The sequence below is a fragment of the Achromobacter spanius genome (assembly GCF_039673305.1).
GTDB lineage: Bacteria > Pseudomonadota > Gammaproteobacteria > Burkholderiales > Burkholderiaceae_B > Achromobacter > Achromobacter spanius_F.
Window position 1 is genome coordinate 59,417 of record NZ_JBDJLJ010000016.1, and the last position, 20,397, is coordinate 79,813.

Below are 20,397 nucleotides of genomic sequence, written 5' to 3' on the forward strand. Positions count from 1 at the left end.
GAAATGGCGAAGGTCTCGATCGAAAACATCCGCAAGCAGTTTGGCGCGGCGGTGGCGGTGTCGGATTTCTCACTGGAGATCGCGGAAGGCGAACTGGTCACGTTCCTGGGGCCCAGCGGCTGCGGCAAGACCACGACGCTGCGGATGATCGCCGGCTTCATCACGCCCACGGCAGGGCGCATCCGCATCGGCGAAACCGACGTCACGCGCCTGCCGGTGCACAAGCGCGACACCGGCATGGTGTTCCAGCGCTATGCGCTGTTTCCGCACATGACGGTGGCCGAGAACGTGGCGTTCGGGCTGGAGATGCACAAGGTTCCCAAGGCCGACCGCGAATCGCGCATCCGGCGCGTGCTGGACATGGTGCGCATGACCGAACTGCGCGAGCGCTATCCGCGCCAGCTGTCCGGCGGGCAGCAGCAGCGGGTGGCGATTGCCCGCGCGCTGGCGATCGAGCCCAAGGTGTTCCTGCTGGACGAACCGCTGTCCAACCTGGATGCGAAGCTGCGCCTGGAAGTCCGCGAGGAAATCCGCGCCCTGCAGCAGCGCCTGGGCCTGACCACCGTCTTCGTCACGCATGATCAGGAAGAGGCGCTGGCGATCGCGGACCGGATGGCCATCATGCATGACGGCATCGTGCAGCAGGTGGGCGCGCCCGATACGCTGTACGAGCGACCCGCCAATCTCTTCGTGGCGGACTTCCTGGGCAAGATGAACGTCTTCACCGGCCGCGGCCAGGCCGACAACCTGTTCCAGACCAAGGCGGGTCAGCAGATCGCGGCGCCCGGGGGCGGCGGCGCCACGCACGTGGGCGTGCGGCCCGAACGGGTCCGCCTGCAGGACCAGCCGTCGGGCGGCAATGCGCTGGCGGGCGTGGTCGAGTCGTCGCTGTATCTGGGGTCGGTGCTGGAGGTGCGGGTGCAGCTCGACGGCGGCGACCGCATGATCAGCCAGATCGTCAACGGCGGCGTGCGCGGCGCGCCGCCGGCGCCGGGCGCGCGCGTCTATGCGTGCTTCGAGCCCGACGATTGCGTTGCGTTCACGCAATAGGAGGCGCGATGACGACCGCAACGCAGGACGGACGCCCCAGCCGCTGGCTGGGACCGGGGCTGGCCTTTCCGGCCTCGCTGGTGGTGCTGGTGATCATCATGATTCCCATCCTCCAGCTGGCGCGCTACAGCTTCAATCATTTCGATCCGGTCGAGATGATGCAGACCGCCTTCACCTTCGAGAACTACGCCAAGTTCTTCGGTGATCCCTACTACCGCGACATCTTCTTCACCACGCTGGGAATTGCCGCCCTGTGCACGGTGCTGGCGCTGGTGCTGGGGTTTCCGGTGGCGTATTTCCTGGCGCGCACGCAGAGCCGGTACAAGAGCCTCTTCGTGATCCTGCTGGTGTTTCCGCTGATGATCGGCAACGTGGTGCGCGCGGCCGGGTGGATGGTGGCGCTGGGCAACGCCGGCGTCGTCAACGCCGTGCTGCAGGGGCTGGGCATCATCGACAAGCCGCTGACCCTGATGTACACGCCCACGGCAGTGGTGATCGGCACCACCGCGGTGGTGATGCCCTATCTGATCCTGACGCTGCAGAGCGTGCTGGAAGGGATGGACCTGTCGGTGGAAGAGGCCGCGCGCAACGTGGGCGCCAGCTTCTTCACCACCTTCCGCCGCATCGTGCTGCCCATCGCCGCGCCGGGGGTGGCGGCGGGCACCATGCTGGTGTTCATTCTCTGCATGAACGCATACGCCACGCCGGTGCTGCTGGGCGGTTCGGGCCTGACCATGATGGCGCCCGCGCTGTACGACCAGATCACCAAGGCCTCCAACTGGCCGTTCGGCGCCGCGCTGGCCGTCATCCTGGTCTGCGGCACGCTCATCATCGCCCTGCTCTCGAACTGGCTGATCCACCGCCGCTATATCAAGACCATGGCGTCCTGATCACGATCCCACCACAAGGAAATCTTCATGGCTGCTGTACTGTTCAAGAACGCGAACCTGCTTGATCCCCTGCAGGCGGATCTGCTGGAAGGACACCATGTGCTGGTGGAGGACGGCGTCATCAAGGAAGTGTCGGACAAGCCGATCAGCGCGGCCAGCGCCCGTGTGATCGACGCCGCGGGCCGCACGCTGATGCCCGGCCTGATCGATCTGCACGTGCACGTGCTGGCCACGCAATTGAACCTCAGCACGCAGGGCGTGCTGCCGGATGCGCTGGTCATGATGCGGGCGGTGCCCATCATGGCGGCGATGCTGCGCCGCGGCTTCACCACCGTGCGCGACGCGGGCGGCGCGGGCTGGGGCCTGAAATGCGCGGTCAACGAGGGCACGGTCAAGGGGCCGCGCCTGTTCATCTCGGGCCGCGCCATCAGCCAGACGGGCGGCCATGGCGATCCGCGCCCGCGCTCGGATCACCTGCGTCCCATGAGCTTCTGCGGCTGCTGCTTCCGGGCCGGCGACATCGGCCGGGTGGCCGACGGCATCGACGACGTGCGCAAGGCGGTGCGCCAGGAACTGCAGATGGGCGCGGACCAGATCAAGATGATGGCGTCCGGCGGCGTGGCGTCGCCCACCGACCCCATCGCCTCCTATGGCTACTCGGAAGAAGAGATCCGCGTCATCGTCGACGAGGCCGCCAGCCGCCAGACCTATGTCATGGCGCATTCCTACACGGCGGACGCGATCGAGCGCGCCATCCGCAACGGCGTGCGCACCATCGAGCACGGCAACCTGGTGGATGAGCGCGTGGCGCGCTTCATGGCGGAGAAGGGCGCTTTCGTCGTGCCGACGCTGGTGACCTACGAGGCCCTGGCCAATGAAGGCGCCGACTACGGCCTGCCACCGGATTCCGTCGCAAAGATCGCCACCGTGCGCACCGCCGGGCTGCACTCGCTGGAAATCTACAAGAAGGCCGGCGTGAAGATCGGCTACGGCTCCGATCTGCTGGGCCCGTCGCAGCGCCTGCAAAGCGACGAGTTCCGCATCCGTCGCGAGGTGCTGTCCGCGCAGGAGGTCATCCAGTGCGCCACCACCACCGCCGCCGAAGTGCTGAACCAAGTGGGCCAGCTTGGCCGCATCCAGCCGGGCGCGCTGGCGGATGTGCTGCTGGTGGACGGCAACCCGTACCGCGACCTCTCCTGCCTGCTGGGGCAGGGCGAACATATCGCCCTCATCATGAAGGGCGGCGAAATCGAACACAACGGACTGGGGGTGTAGGCGCCATGAGCGATCCCACGTTTTCGCAATCGGAAGTCGGCGAAGAGTCGCGCGACGTCAACGCCGCCAAGGGCTGGCATCCGCCTTCCGCGCCCGCGGCCCGCGACCGCGGGCTGGGGCCGTTTCCGCGGCTGATCCTGCGCGGCGCCACGATCATCGACGGCACCGGGGCGCCGCCCTGGGGGCCGGTGGACATCGTGATCGAGAACGACCGCATCACGGCGCTGGTCAACGTGGGCACACCGCACAAGGCCATCGACCCCAAGCGTCGGCCGGGTCCGGGCGACCACGAGATCGACTGCCACGGCAAGTTCGTGACGCCGGGCTTCGTGGACGCGCACGCGCACATCGGCACGCCGTATCACGCGATGAGCGGCATCGTGCCGCCCGCCGACTACATCTACAAGCTGTGGCTGGCGCATGGCGTCACCACCGTGCGCGAGATGGGCGCGATGGGCGGACTGGGATGGACAATGGAGCAGCGCGAGCTGTCCGCCGCCAACAAGATCGCGGCGCCGCGCATGATCGTGCATTCGGTGTTCCCGGCGGTGAATGATCGCGTCAAGACCATCCATACGCCCGAACAGGGCCGGGAATGGGTGCGCAAGCTGGCCGCGCGCGGCGCGGACGGCATCAAATTCTTTGGCGCCCCGCCCGCCATCATGGAAGCGGCGCTGGACGAAGCGGCCAAACAGGGCCTGCGTTCGGGCTGCCACCATGCGCAGATGGCGGTGACGCGCGTGAACGCGCTGAAGTCCGCGCGTTGGGGACTTACCAGTTCGGAGCACTACTACGGACTGCCCGAGGCGCTGTTCGAAGACCGCGTGGTGCAGTCGTTTCCCACCGACTACAACTACAGCGATGAGTACTACCGCTTCGCGGTCGCGGGCCAGACCTTCATGCAGGCCGCGCAGCCGGGATCGGCCAAGTGGCGCCAGGTCATGGACGAATTTCTGGAAATCGGCCACACCTTCGTGCCCACCTTCAACATCTACGACGCCAACCGCGACCTGATGCGCGCGCGCCGCGCGGACTGGCACGACGAATACACCTGGAAGGCCGTGTGGCGCTACTTCCAGCCGCAGCGCGGCGGCCATGGGGCGTACTGGTATCGCTGGAGCACCACCAACGAGATCGAATGGAAGCAGAACTACCGGCTGTGGATGCAGTTCATCAACGAATACAAGAACCTGGGCGGACGCGTCTGCGCGGGCAGCGATTCGGGCTTCATCTACCAGATCTACGGCTTCGGCTTCATCCGCGAGCTTGAACTGCTGCAGGAGGCGGGTTTCCACCCCATCGAAGTGCTACGTGCGGCAACCTCCCACAGCGCCGCGCTGCTGGGTATCGACGAGGACACCGGCTCCATCGACGTGCAGAAACGCGCCGACCTGCTGATCCACGACCAGAATCCCCTGACCGACTTCAAGCTGCTGTTCGGCACCGGCGCCATGCGCCTGAACGACGACACCGCCAAGGTCGAGTGGAAGCGCTGCCTGCAGACCACCATCAAGTCGGGCGTGGTGTACGACACCGCCGAACTGCTGGCGGACGTGCGCGCCATGGTCAGGGACAGCTGGGCGGACGACCCGGACGGCGAACGGCCGCCGACGGGCGGAGCGCCGGCGGGATCGCCCTGCGACAGCGGCGAGGACGCGTCCTGATGGCCGTCGACCTGTTCCTGCTTTGCGGGTTTCTCGGCAGCGGCAAGACCACGCTGCTGGTGGACTATCTGCGCGATCCGGAGTCCAGGGACACGGGCGTGATCGTCAATGAGGCGGGCGAGGTCGGCGTGGACGGCGCCATCGTCGCCAACGACAGCGACAACGTGCCCATGACCCTGATGGCCAACGGCTGCGTGTGCTGCTCGCTGCGCAGCGACCTGGTGTACACGCTGAGCGCGCTGCTGGATGCGCCGCGGCCCGAGGGAGCCGGCCCGCTGGCCCGCGTCGTCCTGGAATGCAGCGGTTTGTCGCGCCCGGGTCCGATCATCGCGTCGCTGGCGGATCCGGAACTGGCCGGCCGGGGCTTGCGCCTGACCGTGGTCTGCACCGACGACTGCGCGCGCGATCCCGATGCGCTGGCGGAAATGGACGAGGCCATGGCGCAGTTCGGCGCGGCGCATCGCATCGTGCTGACCAAGACGGACCTGCTGCCGCCATCGGAACTGGACGCGCGCGCCCGGCGGGCGGCAGCCTTGAATCCGCTGGCGGCCGTCGTCGCCGACCCCGACCGCCGGCGCGCGGTGCAGGCGGCGTTCGCTCCGTCGCAGGGCGTCGCGGACCTGGCCGGCCTGGCGGCGCGGATGCTGTCGGCGGGCGGGCAGGGCGCGGCGCATCCCCGCATCCGCGTGATGGCCGCCCGCGCGCGCGCCGGCATCAGCTGGACCGAATTTTCCGAATGGCTGGACAACCTGGCCGGCCTTTGCGGCGAACGCCTGTTGCGCGTCAAGGCAGTGGTGCGCGTCAGCGATTGCGAGGAACCCATCCTGATCCAGTCGGTCGGCTCGACCTTCAGCGCGCCGCAGCGCCTGACCCGCCAGCCCGATGCGCGCGACGCAATCATCGTCATTGCCCGCGACATCGAGGCGGAAGAAGTCCGCGCGTCGGCGCCGGACGCGCCGGTGGAGATGCTGGCCTGAACGTCGTTGAACCCAAGGCCGCTCGGCCGGGCATGGCCCGCCGCGCGGCGCATCGTAGCTAGTCCCCTTCGATACGAGGTTGTTATGCAAGAGAAAAACCTGACTCGCCGTGGCTTCATCAAGACGGCCTCCGGCCTGGCCCTGGCGCCCGCCCTGGGCTGGGTGCCCGGCATGGCGCATGCCGCCGAAAAGGAAATCGTGGTGGGCACCTGGGGCGGCGATTACCAGAACCTGCTGCAGCAGATCATCAATCCCATCGTCGCCAAGCAGGACGTGAAGGTGGTGTACGACACGGGCAATGCCGTGGGCCGCGTCACCAAGCTGCGCGCGGAAAAGAACTCGCGCCGCGGCAGCATGGACGTGGCGCTGCTGGGCGAGGTCGACATGTACGACGCGGAGCGCTCCGGCACGCTGGAACCCGTCGATGCCAAGAAGCTGCCCAACCTGGCGCATGCCATCGACACGCTGAAGACGCCGTACTCGATTCCGCACATCTTCAGCGCCATGACCCTGGTCTACAACACCGAGAAATTCCCCACGCCGCCGGATTCGCTGCAAGTGCTGCTGGATCCGAAGTGGAAGGGACAGGTGGGCTTCTCGGACATTCTTTATCTTTACAACTCCGTCTTCGTCGGCCTGGGCGCGGGCGGCAACACGAAGGACTTCGAGGGCGGAAAGCGGTTCCTGGCCAAGCTCAAGCCCAACGCGCCGCGCATCTATCCGTCCAACGAAGCGGTGGCCGCCGCCTTCAAGTCGGGCGAGATCGCGATTGCAGTCATGTGGAAGGCGCGCGCGCTGCAATGGAAGGACAGCGGCCTGCCGCTGGGCTTCGTGATTCCCAAGGAAGGCTCCGTGCCTGTGTCGTTCGAAGCCGCCGTGGCCAAGAACAGCCGCAACAAGGACGCGGCCTGGGCCTACCTGAACGCCATGCTGGACCCGCAAGGCCAGATCGGCTTCGCCGAGAAAATGGGCTATGCGCCCACCGTCACCAATGCGTCGCTGCCGGAGGCCTTGAAACGTGTCGGCTTCTCGGACGCCGAGGTCAAGCTGCTGCATGCGTATGACCTGAAGGGGTTGACCGAGAAGAAGGCGGAAATGCTGGAGTTCTGGAACAAGGAATTCAAGGCGGGGTGATCGGCCGGGTGACAGCGCGCGAGCCCCGGTCGGGGCTCGCCAGCGCCTTGCGCCGCCACTGCCCTTGAACAGACTGCCGCGCCGCGCGGGCGCTTATGCCAGCGCCGTGACGAGGGCCACTTCGTCATCGGGGTCGCCGTCCTCGAGGCACCGGCAGGGCAGGCCGTCCAACGCCGCCTCCACCAGGCGAAACAATTCGGCGGACCTGAAGTTCACCTCCAGCCAGAGCGAGCGTCCGTCCTCGTTCATCAGCCGCATATCGTAGGCGGCCAGGGTATTAAGGCGCCGGTCCTTCAGGCAGACCTCATCGCGGCCAGCCTCGCTGCAAGCCTCGCTCGCTTTCAATCGTTCCAGGACGCGTTGCGCCGAGCCGGAACCAGAAAGCATCAATCGGTATTCGTAACTCATGATCCGTGCGGCCTTGCTCTGACAGAGGGGTCGGATTGTTTATCACGAGTTGAGGCAGCGGCGGTCTGTTGGCGGGCTCGTTCCGCTGAAATGGCGCGGGCCGCAACCCGGTCCGTCCGGGTCCGTTTTGGCCCGATCGCATTCCGGCAGCCCCTTGCGTCATTTCTGAAATGTTATATCATCCGCAAGCTATTTGTAATGATATAACATCCGAGAGGGCAAAGATGAAACGTAAGAAGCAGGGGATCCACAGCGCCGGCGGCACGGCAATTCCCCGTCGCGCAAGTCGCCGGACTCCCCTGAAACCGCTGGTGTGCTCCCTGATGCTGATGGCGCCCGTCGCCCAGGCCCAGACCGAAGCCGATGGCAGGCAGGTCAAGACCGTGGCGCCGATCACGGTGTCCGCCAATCCCCTGGGTCTGGACCTGAACAGCACCACGATGCCGGCTTCGGTGCTGGAGGGCGACGCGCTGATCGAGCAACGCAACGGCACGCTGGGCGACACGCTCAAGAACCTGCCCGGCGTCAACAGCGACACCTTCGGCGGCGGCGCCAGCCGGCCGGTGATCCGGGGCCAGACGGCGCCGCGCGTGAAGGTGCTGTCGGACGGCTCCGAAGTGATGGACGCGTCGAACATCTCCCCCGACCACGCGGTGACCGTGGAGCCGCTGCTGGCCGAGCGCATCGAGGTGCTGCGCGGACCGGCCACCCTGCTATACGGCGGCGGCGCGATCGGCGGCGTGGTCAACGTGGTGGACAAGAAGATTCCGACCGAGGTGCCGGAAAAGGGCATTGCGGCGGAAGCGGAACTGCGCGGCGCGACGGGCACGAAAGAGCGCGCCGGGGCAGTGGGCATTACCGCGGGCGAGGGCCAGTTCGCGGTGCGCGTCGAAGGCATGAAGCGGCGCACCAGCGACTACGACGTGCCGGACTGGCCGGGCGGTAAGCTGGAGGGCTCGTACAGCGAGTCGACGCAAGGGTCGGTCGGCATGTCGTGGATCACGCCGCGGGGCTACGTCGGCCTGGCCTTCACGCACCTGCAAAGCGAATACGGCCTGCCGGGGCACAACCACGAATACGAGGGGTGCCATCCTCACGGCACCCACCTGCACTGCGGCGGCCACGACCATGACCACGAAGGCGAGGAAGAGGGCCACGACCACGACCACGAGCATGGCGGCGTGCCCTACGTGAAGCTGCGCAGCAATCGCATGGACCTGCGCGCCGAATACCAGGATCCGTTCGCCGGATTCGAGAAGATCCGCCTGCGCGGCGGACTGACGGACTACCAGCACGACGAGATCGAAGGCGGCGAGGTCGGCACCCGATTCAAGAACAAGGGCTACGACCTGCGGCTGGAACTGCAGCACAAGCCCATTGCGGGCTGGCGCGGCGTGATCGGCATGCAGAACGCCTACAGCGACTTCCGCGCCGATGGCGAAGAGGCCTTCCTGCCGCGCAGCAAAACGCGTTCTTACGGGCTGTTCGTGCTGGAGGAATACCAGCTGAACGACTGGCGCTTCGAGCTGGGCGCGCGCCAGGACTGGCAGCGCATCTCGCCGTCGGACGGCGCGCCGCGCAACAGCCTGTCGGGCACGTCGCTGTCGGCCGCGGCTATCTGGGACTTCGCGCCCCAGTATTCGGTGGCGCTGTCGCTGTCGCGTTCGCAGCGGCTGCCGAACGCCCAGGAACTGTACGCGGACGGCATCCACCTGGCCACCAACACGTATGAACTGGGCAACCCGGACCTCACCCGGGAAACGTCGCACAACATCGACCTGACGCTGCGCAAGCACTCCGGCGACACCACGTTCTCGGCCAGCGTGTTCCACAACCGCGTGAAGAACTACATCTACGCCAATACGCTGGACCGCTACGAGGATTTCCGCCTGATCGAGTACACGCAGCAGGATGCGGAGTTCACCGGCGTGGAAGGCGAACTGCGCCACCAGTTCACGCCGATTTTCTCGGCGGCGGTGTTCGGGGACTACGTGCGCGGCAAGCTGACCGGCGGCGACGGCAACCTGCCGCGCATTCCGGCCGCCCGCGCGGGCGTGCGGGGCAATGTGAAGTGGCAGCAGTGGTCGGGCGGCATCGAGTACGCGCGCGTGTTCGCGCAGAAGGACATCGCCGCCTATGAGGACACCACGCCCGGCTACAACATGGTCAACGCCGTGGTGGCCTATCGCGGGCAATATGGCGCGACCGGCTACGAGGTCTTCCTGCGCGGCACCAACCTGCTGAACAAGCTGGCGTACAACCACGCGTCGTTCATCTCGTCGGTGGCGCCGCTGCCCGGGCGCAGCGTGATGCTGGGTGTGCGCATGACGTATTGATCTCTGTATTGATCCTGTTTGGGGGCGGCGCCGGGCTGTGATATTTTCCCCGGATGCCGCCGCCGGCGGCGGCTGAGAATGCGCCAGGAGCCCGCCATGCTGAAGTTCGCCGCCAATCTGTCGATGATGTACACGGAACATGCGTTCCTGGACCGCTATGCGGCCGCCGCGGCGGATGGCTACGCGGGCGTGGAATGCATGTTTCCCTACGAGGCGCCCGCCGCCTTCGTGCGCGAACGCATGGATGCGGCCGGCGTCGCGCAGGTGCTTTTCAACGCGCCGCCCGGCATCACCGCCCAGGGCGACCGGGGCCTGGCCGCCTTGCCCGGCCGGCAGGCCGAGTTCCAGGCGGGCATCGAGCAGGCGCTGTCCTACGCCACGGCGCTGTCGTGCTCCAACGTGCACGTGATGGCGGGCGTGGCGCCGCCCGATACCCCGCGCCAGGCCATGCTGGACTGCTACCACGACAACCTGGACTGGGCGGCCCGCCAGGCCCGCTCGGCCGGGGTCACCCTGCTCATTGAACCGATCAATACGCGCGACATCCCCGGCTATTTCCTGAACCGCCAGGACGAAGCGCATGCCGTCGTGCAGGCGGTCAACGCGCCCAACCTGAAAGTGCAGATGGATCTGTACCACTGCCAGATCGTCGAGGGCGACGTCACCATGAAGCTGCGCCAGTATCTGCCCACCGGCAGGGTGGGCCACCTGCAGATCGCGGGCGTCCCGTTGCGCCAGGAGCCGGACCGCGGCGAACTCGATTACGGCTGGATTTTCAGCGTGCTGCGCGAATTGCAATACGCCGGCTGGATCGGCTGCGAATACCGGCCGGTGGGGGCCACCTCCGCCGGCTTGCGGTGGCTGAGCGCCGCCCGGGCCTGAATGGCGCCCACCCAGCCTTAACCCGCATCACAGGAGTCCCCCCATGTTCCAAGGCATGCTGCGCGTGCTGTTGTCCGCGGCGCTGACCGCGGCCGCGCCGGCGTCGCTGGCCGCCGGCTATCCGGACCAACCCATCCGCTGGCTGGTGCCGTTCAGCGCGGGCGGCGGCAGCGACATCGCCACCCGCATCGTCGCCAGGCATGTCAGCGAAACACTGGGACAGCCGGTGGTGGTCGAGAACCGGCCGGGAGCCGCCACCATCGTCGCGGCCCAGGAAGCCGCCCGCGCCGAGCCGGACGGCTACACGGTGCTGACGGCGGGAATGAGCACGCTGGCGCTCAATCCCTGGCTGTACGCCAGGCTGCCTTACGACCCGCAAAAGGACCTGACACCGGTGTCGACGCTGGTGGCGCTGCCCATCGTGCTGGTGGTCTCGCCGGATTCCGGCCTGCACACGCTGGCGGACGTGACGGCCTACCTGAGACGCGAACAGCCGGGAAGCTATGCGTCCCTGGGCGTCGGCAGCCCGCACCATCTGGCGATGGAGCTGTTCATGGAAACCATCAAGGGCAGGGCGACCGCGGTGCCCTACAAGGGGTCGCCGCCCGCCTTGCAGGATGTGGCCGCCGGCGTGGTGCCGGTCATGATGGCGGACCTGGCCGCCGCGCGGCCGCTGATCGACGCGGGCAGGCTGCGCGCGATTGCCGTTCCCGCCGCGCAACGCGCCGCGCAGCTGCCCGACGTGCCGACATTCGCCCAGGCGGGCGGCCCGGCGTTCGAAGCCGCGGCCTGGCAGGGCGTGGTGGCGCCCGCCGGCACGCCGGCGCCCGTGCTGGACAAGCTCAGCCACGCGATCATGCTGGCGCTGCGGTCGCCGGACGTCGTGAAACAGCTCTCCGGGCAAGGCATGGAACCGGCCGGCAGCACGCCGCAGGCATTTGCCGACTATGCGCGCGCGGAGCACGCGCGCTGGGGTGCGGTCATCCGCAGCAAGGCCATTTCGGTCGAGTGAGCGGGCCGCGTAACAGCCGCCGCAAGGTGTAACCGCCGCAGCCGGTGCGGCCGGCGCGGGCGTACGATGAAACGATGAGCATCCTGCCCGGCATCCGGGCGAGGAGATTGCCATGTCTCTGATCGTAGCAGCCCGATTCGAGGGCTTCGAGGCGGCGAAAGCCGCCGCCAGCCGGCTGACGTCCAGCGGCTTTCCAGACTGGGACGTCCACACCTTCTATGTGAATCCGGCCGGCGAGCATGGCCGCTTTCCCCTGGGCGGCGACCGGCGTTCCGATCCGGATTCCGGTCGCGCCGACATGGGCGCCTATCTGGGCGCGGGGGGCGTAGGCGCGGTGTTCGCGGTGTTCGGCGGCTTCGTGGCGTCGGAACTCAGCGACTCCATCGCGGCGATCCTGGCCGCTGCGGGGGTGGGCGCCTATCTGGGGTCGCTGTTCGGCGCGCTGTGGGTGACCGGGCACGGCACCACCCAGCACGGGCATTTCAATCCCGACGCGCATGCCGAGATCCGCCAGGCCGGCGTGATGGTCGCCGTGCGCACGCGCCCGCAGCGCGAAATGCTGGCCTGCCGCATCCTGCGCGATGCCGGCGGCGCCGACGTGGAGCATGCCAATGGCCGCTGGCGCAACAACCATTGGGAAGACTTCGACCCGCTGTCGACGCCCCAGCGTGAGCCGGGCTTCGGCTGAGCGCGCGGGGATCAGGCGGCGGCTTTGGGCGCCGGCCGCTTCTTGCGGCTGCGCTGCGCCGTCGCCGCGCAGCCCGCGGAAGCGACGATGATGCCGCAGATGGCCAGCCACTGGGTCCGGGACAGGTGTTCGTTCAGCACGATCACGCCGGCCAGCGCGCCCATGGCGGGTTCCATGCTGAGCAGCACGCCGAAGGTCTTTTGCGGCAGGCGGCGCAGCGCCACCATTTCCAGCGAATAGGGCAGCGCGCTCGACAGGATGCCGACGCCGATGCCGGCCAGCACCAGCTTGGGATCGAGCAGCGCCATGCCTGCGTGCGCCGCGCCCACCGGCAGGGCGACCATGGCGGCCGCCAGCAGCCCCAGCGATGTTGCCTGGCCGCCGTGCACATTGCCGGCCATCTTGCCGAAAATGATGTACAGCGCCCAGCAGACGGCGGCGCCCAGCGCGTAGGCGATGCCTTCGGGATCGAGGTCGTGGACGGACTGCCCGGTCGGAATCAGCAGGATCAGGCCGGCCAGCGCGCAGGCGATCCAGACAAAGTCGATCGCGCGCCGCGACAGCACCACGGCCAGCGTCAGCGGCCCGGTGAATTCGATGGCGATGGCCACGCCCAGGGGCAGCGTGCGCAGGGCCATGTAGAACAGCAGGTTCATGCAGGCCAGGGTCACGCCGTACAGCGCGATCTTGGCGGCGTTGCGGCGCGTCAGCGGAAAGCGCCAGGGCCGCCAGAACGCCAGCAGGATGATTGCGCCGATCACGATGCGATAGGCCGTGGTGCCCTGCGCGCCGACTTCCGGAAACAGCGACTTCGCGAACGAGGTGCCGACGCACAGCGATGCCATCGCGCCGATCAGCGACAGGGTGGGAAGCAGGGTGGACGCGGAGGCGTCGTGTCCGTTGTTCAAGGTCGCGGCGGTCATGATGAAGTCTTGCGCAATGCGTGGGGGCGGTGTCGAGCCGGCGGTTCAGGGCGCCGGGTTGAAGACGGTGGAGTAGAGCACATACAGGGCCAGCGCCAGCATGATGGCGCCCAGCAGTCCCTGTTGCATCCGCAGGAACCACGGATTGCGCCCGACCCAGCCGCGGATGCGCGACGCGCCGTAGGCGAAAAAGCTGCCATAGGGCAGGCTGAGCGCCTTCATCGTGACGCCCAGCACCAGCATCTGCACCCAGACCGGGCCGTTGTCCGGGCTGGTGAACTGCGGCAGGAAGGCGATCATGAACAGCAGCACCTTCGGGTTCAGCAGGTTGGTGATGAAGCCTTGCCAGAAGGCGTCGCGCGCGTCGCCCGGGCGCGCCGCCAGCGATACCTCGGCGGCGCGCATGCAGCGCACCATCGCCTTAATGCCCAGATAGCCCAGGTACAGCCCGCCCGCGGCCTTGATGCCGACGAACAGCGTGGGGAAGGCGCGCAGCACGGACGCCAGGCCCAGCACCACGGCCGGCACCTGGATGAAGCCGGCCGCCACGTTGCCCAGCACACTGTGGAAGGCGGGCCGGAACCCCTGCGTCATCCCCCGCGACAGCGTCAGCGCCATGTCCGGGCCGGGCGTGAGCTTGAGCGCCGCATCGGCGGCGAGAAAGAGCAGGAACAACTGGAGTGAGGGCATTGCGGGGTGCGGCTGAAAATTCCCGCGTGGCGGGCGGAGGGTTCCCAGTGTAAGCAAGCCTCTTGAATATTTCCTGCGTCCGGCGCGCTCGAAATGAAGTTTCCCGTCTTATTGGCGCCGGATTCCGTCGTGGTCGGGATTAGAATCCGCCCGATAGCCCCTTTCCGCCCCGCACCTACCGTCTCCGGATTGCCATGGAACTCGACGACTTCGACCTGCAGATCCTGCAAAGCATGCAGGAAGACAACCAGCGGACCAGCCAGGACGTGGCGCAGCGCGTGAACCTGTCCCCCGTGTCCTGCCTGCGCCGCATGAAGCGCCTGCGCGAGGCCAAAGTGGTGACTGCGGACGTGTCGGTGGTCGATCCCGCCGCCGTCGGGCGCGGGATCACCATGGTCGTGCTGGTGTCGCTGGAGAGCGAGCGGGCGGACAAGCTGGACCACTTCAAACGCGCGATGCAGGGCGCGCCGGAAATCATGCAGTGCCTGTCCGTCACGGGTGAAGTGGATTTCGTCCTGACCCTGACCATGCGCGACATGGCCGAGTACGAGGTCTTCGCGCAGCGGCATTTCTGGGGCAATCCCAACGTGAAGCGGTTTTCCACGCTGGTGGTGATGAGCCGCGTGAAGAACGGGCTGACGGTGCCGGTGGCGGCTGGCGCCTGAGGCGCCCGCCGGCAGGCGGTTCAGCCGGATTCGGCAGGCGGCGCGGCGGGCGGCCTGGCGGCCAGGGCCTGGCCCGCCTCGTCCGAAACGCTGCGCAGATGCAGCACCTGTTGCGGAAAGGGAATCTCTATGCCGGCCTCTCGCAGCGCGTCATACATCCGCGTCAGCAGGTCGCTGCGAATGTCGATCCAGCGGTCGAAGTCGTAGGTCCATGCGCGGACGCTGAAATCCAGCGTGCTGGCGCCAAATCCCATGAACAGCACCACCGGCGCGGGGTCGGTCACCACGCCTTGCGTCTGCCGCGCCACGCCGTCCAGCAGCGCGATCACCTGCCTGGGGTCCGTGCCGTAGGCCAGGCCGATGGTGGCTTCGATGCGGCGGCTGCGGTCCAGCATGGTCCAGTTGGTGAGTTTGTCGGAGAGCAGGGTGCCGTTGGGCACGATCACGTCGGCGCCTTCGAACGTCTTGATCCGCGTGGCGCGCATGCCGATGTCCCGCACCTGGCCCGACGTGCCGCCGATTTCCACCACGTCGCCCGGCTGGATGGGACGTTCGAACATCAGGATCAGGCCCGACACGAAATTGTTGACCACGCTTTGCAGCCCGAAGCCGATGCCCACGCCCAGGGCGCCGAACACGATGGTCAGCTGGCTGGTCTGGAAGCCCGCCGCGGACAGGGCGATGCCCAGGCCCAGCAGCAGCACCAGGTAGTACGTAAGCGAGGCGATGCTGTTGCCCACGCCGCGCGGCAGCGACATGCGGGTCAGCAGCTCGTCGTGCAGGACCAGCCGTATCGTGCGCGCGGCCCAGAACGCGATCAGCACCGAGATCACGAAGATCAGGATGTTGCCCAGGCTGATCGAGATCTGGCCGAACGCCACCGTGTAGGACAGCACCTGCGTGACGGCCGCGTAGGTCGCGCGCAGCACGCGGAAGCGGTCCATCGTGTACACCGCCCAGCCCACGACGGCGGCCGCCGTCAGCAGGCGGATGAGCAATTGCACCAGCGGCGGCGCATGGTCGCGCGCCAGCCTGAACCGCGAGATGCCCTGTCGCGCCAGCAGCAGCTGCAGCAGCGTGATGATGACGGTTACGCCGGCGTAGAGCACCAGGCCGAAGTAGCCGCTGCCGATGATGCCGCTGGTCAGCATTTCCGACAGCGACACGTTGCCGATCAGGTTGGCCCCCAGCGACACGCACAGCAGGGCGGCGGCGCCCCAGGCCACGGCGCGCAGGGCGCGCACCAGGCGTTCGGAGCCGGGCGGATACGCCTGGCGCCTGCCGCGCGCCAGCAGCCACAGGATGGCCGCCAGCGCCAGCGCCGCCATCACGACGGTGGAGATGCGGTAGAACAGGGTGTTGGCCAGGAACAGGAAGCCCAGCCGTTCCGCCAGGAAAAGCAGGGTGATGACGCGCGGCCAGTAATCCAGGTGGCGGCGGCTGGAGGGCGGCAGCAGGCGCATCACGGGCAGGGCCGCCAGCACCAGCGCGATCTGCTGCACCATCAGTGGCGCGTCCGGCTCCAGCGCCAGGACGCCCAGCATGGACAGCAGCACCCAGGTGGACAAGGGCCGGCCCAGCACGCCGGCTGCCGTCTCGCTCATCACACCCGTGCGGATCGCGCTGCGGCTCTTTCTGGCCAGCCAGAGCAGCAGGGGCAGCAGCAGCAGCTGCAGGGCATACAGCGCGCGCTGATTGCCGGTGCCGGCCGCGTTGTACTCGCGGGCAAAGCGCAGTTCGATGTCCAGCCCTTCCCGCAGAAGCGCCAGCGTGTGTTCGTGGGGGTCGGTCGTGCGCGCCAACGCCCACAGCGGTGGCGAGTCCACGCGCAGCAGGCGTGCGTCGACGTAATCGATCGCATCAGTCACCTGGCGCTGCCCGGCCTTGATCTGCTCTTCGATGGCGCTGGCGCGCTGCTCAAGTTCGACCTGTCGGGACAGCGGGCCGGAGAGCGCCTCGCCTGCCGCGGTCAGCTGCGTGATCACCGCGTCGACTCGGTCAGCCAGCGCAGCCGGCAGGCTCGCGGCCCCGGGCCCGTCCTTGATCGCCTGCCACGCCGTGCGCCGCCGCAGCAGCTCCGCCGCGTCGCTGGCATACCAGGCAATCGCCTGCCGCATGTCGGCGCGCCAGCGCGACAGCCGCCGGGCGTCGAACAGCCAATGCCGCTCCAGGCTCTCCAGCCGCATGATGGGAAAGTCGCGAAGTTGGGCGGGCTGGAATTCGAAGAGTTTCTCGTCGGCGGACCGCGCGATCACGTCCAGCGCGGGCATGAAGGCGGCAACGGGGTCGGCCGTGGCGGCGCGCTGCAGCACGCCTTCGGCGTAGCGCAGGTCGGTGTCCGCCCGCAGGGGGATGTCTGCCATCTGGATGACGGCCGGCGCCTGCGCCGCAGCATCCGGCGCGTCCGCGCCCGGCGCCGCGCGCGCCCATCCCAGGGCCAGTCCAAAGAGGCAGAAAAGGATTCGTGCGCGGGGGCGCATATCGCGACTCCGTTATGGGCTACGGATACGGACTGCGGGCTACGGACTTGCCGCGACGGGGGAATCTGAGGCGGGAATCTGATGCGGGAATGGCGGCCTCTCACGATATCGCGAAATGCCGTGCGCTAGAAGGGGAGACAGGGCATGCGCGGGCGCGCGCGCGCCGCAAAAGCAGAAAGCCCAGCCGCATTTGGGTGCGGGCTGGGCTTTCCAGATTCTGGTGGCCTGGGGCGGAATCGAACCACCGACACAAGGATTTTCAATCCTCTGCTCTACCGACTGAGCTACCAGGCCAACGAAGCCCGCAACTATACACAAATTGGCGGCGTCGTGGGGGCGGGGCGGACAGGCAATCAGGCAATCGGCGCCTGGGCAGCGCTTCCCGCCGCAATCCACGCGGACACAAAAAAACCCAGCGCAGCGGCTGGGTTTTTTTGTGGAACCGAAGCTCCCGATAATTCTTTTGGTGGCCTGGGGCGGAATCGAACCACCGACACAAGGATTTTCAATCCTCTGCTCTACCGACTGAGCTACCAGGCCAACGAAGTCCGCAACTATACACAATTTTTCCGACTTGTGCCAGTTGGGCGGGATGCGGCCACTTTTTTTGCGGACAGGCCGGATTGCGGGTGTTCCAGGCGGACGGAAAACCGGAGTGTTGGGTGCAAGGCACGAAAGCTGCGGCTTAAGGTCGCGGTTGGGGGACGGGGATGGCCTGGGGATAACCCGCAGGGGTATAATCGTTAGCGGTTTGTTGTTACAGGTGGATGGCCGCGCGCGCTTGATGCGCGACAAGCCGGCTGTGACGCATTGTTCTTATAGTGGCAGTACTTAACGCTTAGCCGCGGGTGGCGTCGGCCATCTCTCTCACATGTCGGTAGCTGTCCTTGCCTTCGGTCTGAATCACACGTCCGCGCCGGTTTCGGTCCGCGAACGCGTGTCCATGCCCGTCGATCTGGTCAAGCCCGCCCTGGAAGGCCTGCGTTCGGCATTCGGCGGCTCGGTCCGCGAAGCCGCCATCCTGTCCACCTGTAATCGCACCGAGATCTACTGCGCGGCCGACGGCCACGTGGCGGATCAGTTGCCCGCCTGGCTGGCCGAACACAACCGCCTGGATGCCGGCACGCTGCGCCCGCACCTTTATCGCCATCACCAGGACGACGCCGTCCGCCACGCGTTCCGCGTGGCCAGCGGCCTGGATTCCATGGTGCTGGGCGAAACCCAGATCGTGGGCCAGATGAAGGACGCCGTGCGCGCCGCCGGCGAAGCCGGTTCGCTGGGTACGCTGCTGCACCAGATGTTCCAGCGCACCTTCTCGGTGGCCAAGGAGGTGCGGTCGCAGACCGCCATCGGCGCGCAGTCGGTGTCCATGGCTGCCGCGGCCGTGCGCCTGGCCGAACGCGTGTTCGGCAATCTGGACCAGGCCCGCACGCTGTTCATCGGCGCGGGCGAAATGATCGAATTGTGCGCCACGCACTTTGCCGCGCAGCGTCCGCGCAGTATGGTGGTGGCCAACCGCACGGCCGAACGCGCCGAACTCCTGGCCAACCGCTTCTCGGCCAGCACGATGAAGCTGTCCGACCTGACCGACCGCCTGTCCGAGTTCGACGTCATCGTTTCCTGTACGGCAAGCTCCCTGCCCATCCTCGGCCTGGGGATGGTGGAACGGGCTACGCGCCTGCGTCGCCACCGCCCGATGGTCATGATCGACCTGGCCGTGCCGCGCGACATCGAACCCGAAGTCGGCCGCCTGGACGACGTCTACCTGTATTCGGTGGATGACCTGGGCCGCCTGGTGCAGACCGGCACCGATGCCCGCCGCGCCGCGGTGGTGCAGGCCGAGGCCATCATCGAAACCCGCGTCCAGGGCTTCATGCACTGGATGCAGTCCCGCGAAGTGGTGCCCGTCATCCGCGACCTGCACCAGGCCGCCGAAGACGTCCGCGCCGCCGAACTGGAACGCGCGCGCCGCCTCCTGGCGCGGGGCGAATCGCCCGAAGCCGTGCTTGAACAGCTGGCCCACGGCCTGACCCAGAAGTACCTGCACGGCCCGCTGGCGGCGCTGAACCGCAGCGAAGGCGACGACCGCAAGCAGCTGCTTGCCTGGATGCCGCGCCTCTTTCCCGGCCGCGATTCCCGCCGTTAGCGGCTCTGCCCCACGTCCCGCCTCCTGGCGGGCGTTCGTTTTTTGGGCGCCCGCTGTTCCTGTCTTCTCTTTGGTCCTCCCCTCATGAAATCTTCCATGCGCAGCCGGCTGGAGCATTTGTGCCATCGCCTGATCGAGGTTGACGCGCTGCTCGCCGAACCGGAAACCGCGTCCGACATGGACCGCTTCCGCAAGCTTTCCCGCGAACGCGCCGAACTGGAACCGGTGGTCGAAGCGTTTACCGCCTTCGCTCGCACCGAGGAAGACCTGGCAGCCGCGCAGGAGATGCTGTCCGATCCCGAATTGAAGGCCATGGCCGAGGACGAGATCAAGGCGGGCCGCGGCAAGCTCGAATCGCTGGAATCCGCGCTGCAGCTCCTGCTGCTGCCGCGCGACCCCAATGACGGCCGCAGCGTGTTCCTGGAAATCCGCGCGGGCACGGGCGGCGACGAAAGCGCGCTGTTTTCCGGCGACTTGCTGCGCATGTACACGCGCTACGCGGAACAGCGCGGCTGGCGCGTGGAGTTGATGTCGGAGAGCGCGTCGGAGCTGGGCGGCTACAAGGAAGTGATCGCGCGCATCGACGGCGACGGCGCCTATGGCCGCCTGAAGTTCGAGTCGGGGGCGCACCGCGTGCAGCGCGTGCCCGCGACCGAGGCGCAGGGCCGCATTCACACGTCGGCCTGCACCGTGGCCATCATGGCCGAGGCCGATGCAATGTCCGAGATCGTGATCAACCCCAGCGACCTGCGCATCGACACCTTCCGCGCCAGCGGCGCGGGCGGCCAGCACATCAACAAGACGGATTCGGCGGTGCGCATCACCCACCTGCCGACCGGACTGGTGGTGGAGTGCCAGGACGACCGCTCGCAGCATCGCAACAAGGACAAGGCCATGCAGGTGCTGGCCGCGCGCCTGAAGGACAAGGAAGAGCGCGAACGCCAGAGCAAGGAAGCCGCCGAGCGCAAGAGCCTGATCGGCACGGGCGACCGTTCCGAGCGCATCCGCACCTACAACTATCCGCAGGGCCGCGTGACCGACCACCGCATCAACCTGACGCTGTACAAGCTGCAGCAGATCATGGAAGGCGACCTCGAGGAACTGACCGGCGCGCTGATCGCCGAGCACCAGGCCGAGCAGCTCGCGGCCCTGGGCGACGACATCTGAGGCGTTGGCG

Annotated in this window: 17 protein-coding genes and 2 tRNA genes; 13 read left to right on the forward strand and 6 right to left on the reverse strand. The window is 67.5% G+C overall.

Going from position 1 to position 20,397, the window contains the following annotated elements:
- Nucleotides 1-3: 3 nt before the first annotated feature.
- The 6 genes from ABE485_RS15405 (at nt 4) to ABE485_RS15430 (ending at nt 6,990) form a co-directional block, all read left to right on the forward strand.
- Nucleotides 4-1,050, forward strand: a complete 1,047-nt coding sequence (locus tag ABE485_RS15405; protein WP_346516139.1) for an ABC transporter ATP-binding protein — start codon at nt 4-6, stop codon at nt 1,048-1,050.
- 8 nt (nt 1,051-1,058) lie between these two features.
- Nucleotides 1,059-1,940 carry an ABC transporter permease gene (locus ABE485_RS15410; RefSeq protein WP_346516140.1) on the forward strand — a complete coding sequence of 294 codons (882 nt, stop codon included), beginning with the start codon at nt 1,059-1,061 and terminating at the stop codon, nt 1,938-1,940.
- Nucleotides 1,941-1,967: 27 nt separating this feature from the next.
- Nucleotides 1,968-3,215: a metal-dependent hydrolase family protein gene (locus ABE485_RS15415; protein WP_346516141.1), complete on the forward strand. Its 1,248-nt coding sequence runs from the start codon at nt 1,968-1,970 to the stop codon at nt 3,213-3,215.
- 5 nt (nt 3,216-3,220) lie between these two features.
- The gene (locus ABE485_RS15420) at nt 3,221-4,879 is read left to right on the forward strand and encodes an amidohydrolase family protein (RefSeq protein ID WP_346516142.1); all 1,659 of its coding nucleotides are present in this window, start codon (nt 3,221-3,223) and stop codon (nt 4,877-4,879) included.
- Nucleotides 4,879-5,856, forward strand: coding sequence for a CobW family GTP-binding protein (locus ABE485_RS15425; RefSeq protein WP_346516143.1), 978 nt, complete (start codon nt 4,879-4,881; stop codon nt 5,854-5,856). Before ABE485_RS15420 ends, ABE485_RS15425 begins: the two co-directional genes overlap by 1 nt.
- 84 nt (nt 5,857-5,940) lie before the next feature.
- Nucleotides 5,941-6,990 (forward strand): ABC transporter substrate-binding protein, encoded by a 1,050-nt coding sequence (locus ABE485_RS15430; RefSeq protein ID WP_346516144.1) that lies wholly within the window; start codon nt 5,941-5,943, stop codon nt 6,988-6,990.
- Between the two features lie 93 nt (nt 6,991-7,083).
- Here ABE485_RS15430 and ABE485_RS15435 read toward each other — a convergent pair whose 3' ends face one another.
- Nucleotides 7,084-7,398, reverse strand: coding sequence for a hypothetical protein (locus tag ABE485_RS15435; RefSeq protein ID WP_346516145.1), 315 nt, complete (start codon nt 7,396-7,398; stop codon nt 7,084-7,086).
- A gap of 224 nt (nt 7,399-7,622) precedes the next feature.
- On the opposite strand from ABE485_RS15435, the gene ABE485_RS15440 reads away from it, so the two are divergent.
- The 4 genes from ABE485_RS15440 (at nt 7,623) to ABE485_RS15455 (ending at nt 12,316) form a co-directional block, all read left to right on the forward strand.
- Nucleotides 7,623-9,734, forward strand: a complete 2,112-nt coding sequence (locus tag ABE485_RS15440; protein ID WP_430795429.1) for a TonB-dependent receptor domain-containing protein — start codon at nt 7,623-7,625, stop codon at nt 9,732-9,734.
- Nucleotides 9,735-9,830: 96 nt separating this feature from the next.
- Nucleotides 9,831-10,616 carry a 2-oxo-tetronate isomerase gene (otnI, locus tag ABE485_RS15445; protein ID WP_346516146.1) on the forward strand — a complete coding sequence of 262 codons (786 nt, stop codon included), beginning with the start codon at nt 9,831-9,833 and terminating at the stop codon, nt 10,614-10,616.
- Between the two features lie 43 nt (nt 10,617-10,659).
- A complete protein-coding gene (locus ABE485_RS15450; protein WP_346516147.1) occupies nt 10,660-11,628 on the forward strand; it encodes a Bug family tripartite tricarboxylate transporter substrate binding protein in 969 nt (322 codons plus the stop codon).
- A gap of 112 nt (nt 11,629-11,740) precedes the next feature.
- The gene (locus ABE485_RS15455; protein WP_346516148.1) at nt 11,741-12,316 is read left to right on the forward strand and encodes a hypothetical protein; all 576 of its coding nucleotides are present in this window, start codon (nt 11,741-11,743) and stop codon (nt 12,314-12,316) included.
- A gap of 11 nt (nt 12,317-12,327) precedes the next feature.
- Here the strand turns inward: ABE485_RS15455 and ABE485_RS15460 are convergent, their stop codons facing one another.
- Nucleotides 12,328-13,239, reverse strand: coding sequence for an EamA family transporter (locus ABE485_RS15460; protein ID WP_346516149.1), 912 nt, complete (start codon nt 13,237-13,239; stop codon nt 12,328-12,330).
- Nucleotides 13,240-13,284: 45 nt separating this feature from the next.
- Complete coding sequence (locus ABE485_RS15465; RefSeq protein WP_346516150.1) at nt 13,285-13,929, reverse strand: LysE family translocator; 645 nt, start codon at nt 13,927-13,929, stop codon at nt 13,285-13,287.
- Nucleotides 13,930-14,123: 194 nt separating this feature from the next.
- Between ABE485_RS15465 and ABE485_RS15470 the strand changes: the two genes are divergently transcribed.
- Nucleotides 14,124-14,594 (forward strand): Lrp/AsnC family transcriptional regulator, encoded by a 471-nt coding sequence (locus ABE485_RS15470; RefSeq protein WP_346516151.1) that lies wholly within the window; start codon nt 14,124-14,126, stop codon nt 14,592-14,594.
- A 20-nt stretch (nt 14,595-14,614) separates the two neighbouring features.
- On the opposite strand, the gene ABE485_RS15475 is transcribed toward ABE485_RS15470, so the two are convergent.
- The 3 genes from ABE485_RS15475 to ABE485_RS15485 form a co-directional block, all read right to left on the reverse strand.
- A complete protein-coding gene (locus tag ABE485_RS15475) occupies nt 14,615-17,074 on the reverse strand; it encodes a mechanosensitive ion channel family protein (RefSeq protein ID WP_346516152.1) in 2,460 nt (819 codons plus the stop codon).
- A 218-nt stretch (nt 17,075-17,292) separates the two neighbouring features.
- Nucleotides 17,293-17,368: transfer RNA gene (locus ABE485_RS15480), tRNA-Phe, on the reverse strand.
- Between the two features lie 170 nt (nt 17,369-17,538).
- Nucleotides 17,539-17,614: transfer RNA gene (locus tag ABE485_RS15485), tRNA-Phe, on the reverse strand.
- A gap of 331 nt (nt 17,615-17,945) precedes the next feature.
- Between ABE485_RS15485 and hemA the strand changes: the two genes are divergently transcribed.
- Nucleotides 17,946-19,220, forward strand: coding sequence for a glutamyl-tRNA reductase (hemA, locus tag ABE485_RS15490; protein ID WP_313625026.1), 1,275 nt, complete (start codon nt 17,946-17,948; stop codon nt 19,218-19,220).
- Between the two features lie 84 nt (nt 19,221-19,304).
- A complete protein-coding gene (gene prfA, locus ABE485_RS15495) occupies nt 19,305-20,387 on the forward strand; it encodes a peptide chain release factor 1 (protein ID WP_346516153.1) in 1,083 nt (360 codons plus the stop codon).
- Nucleotides 20,388-20,397 lie beyond the last annotated feature (10 nt).

Bases quoted from the DNA above. Each gene is read 5' to 3' on its own strand.
- ABE485_RS15420 (WP_346516142.1), top strand. From the start codon at position 3,221: ATGAGCGATCCCACGTTTTCGCAATCGGAAGTCGGCGAAGAGTCGCGC.
- ABE485_RS15470 (WP_346516151.1), top strand. From the start codon at position 14,124: ATGGAACTCGACGACTTCGACCTGCAGATCCTGCAAAGCATGCAGGAA.
- ABE485_RS15430 (WP_346516144.1), top strand. From the start codon at position 5,941: ATGCAAGAGAAAAACCTGACTCGCCGTGGCTTCATCAAGACGGCCTCC.
- ABE485_RS15450 (WP_346516147.1), top strand. From the start codon at position 10,660: ATGTTCCAAGGCATGCTGCGCGTGCTGTTGTCCGCGGCGCTGACCGCG.
- otnI (WP_346516146.1), top strand. From the start codon at position 9,831: ATGCTGAAGTTCGCCGCCAATCTGTCGATGATGTACACGGAACATGCG.
- ABE485_RS15425 (WP_346516143.1), top strand. From the start codon at position 4,879: ATGGCCGTCGACCTGTTCCTGCTTTGCGGGTTTCTCGGCAGCGGCAAG.
- ABE485_RS15415 (WP_346516141.1), top strand. From the start codon at position 1,968: ATGGCTGCTGTACTGTTCAAGAACGCGAACCTGCTTGATCCCCTGCAG.
- prfA (WP_346516153.1), top strand. From the start codon at position 19,305: ATGAAATCTTCCATGCGCAGCCGGCTGGAGCATTTGTGCCATCGCCTG.
- ABE485_RS15440 (WP_430795429.1), top strand. From the start codon at position 7,623: ATGAAACGTAAGAAGCAGGGGATCCACAGCGCCGGCGGCACGGCAATT.
- ABE485_RS15455 (WP_346516148.1), top strand. From the start codon at position 11,741: ATGTCTCTGATCGTAGCAGCCCGATTCGAGGGCTTCGAGGCGGCGAAA.
- ABE485_RS15410 (WP_346516140.1), top strand. From the start codon at position 1,059: ATGACGACCGCAACGCAGGACGGACGCCCCAGCCGCTGGCTGGGACCG.
- ABE485_RS15405 (WP_346516139.1), top strand. From the start codon at position 4: ATGGCGAAGGTCTCGATCGAAAACATCCGCAAGCAGTTTGGCGCGGCG.
- ABE485_RS15460 (WP_346516149.1), bottom strand. From the start codon at position 13,239: ATGACCGCCGCGACCTTGAACAACGGACACGACGCCTCCGCGTCCACC.
- ABE485_RS15435 (WP_346516145.1), bottom strand. From the start codon at position 7,398: ATGAGTTACGAATACCGATTGATGCTTTCTGGTTCCGGCTCGGCGCAA.
- ABE485_RS15475 (WP_346516152.1), bottom strand. From the start codon at position 17,074: ATGCGCCCCCGCGCACGAATCCTTTTCTGCCTCTTTGGACTGGCCCTG.
- ABE485_RS15465 (WP_346516150.1), bottom strand. From the start codon at position 13,929: ATGCCCTCACTCCAGTTGTTCCTGCTCTTTCTCGCCGCCGATGCGGCG.
- hemA (WP_313625026.1), top strand. From the start codon at position 17,946: ATGTCGGTAGCTGTCCTTGCCTTCGGTCTGAATCACACGTCCGCGCCG.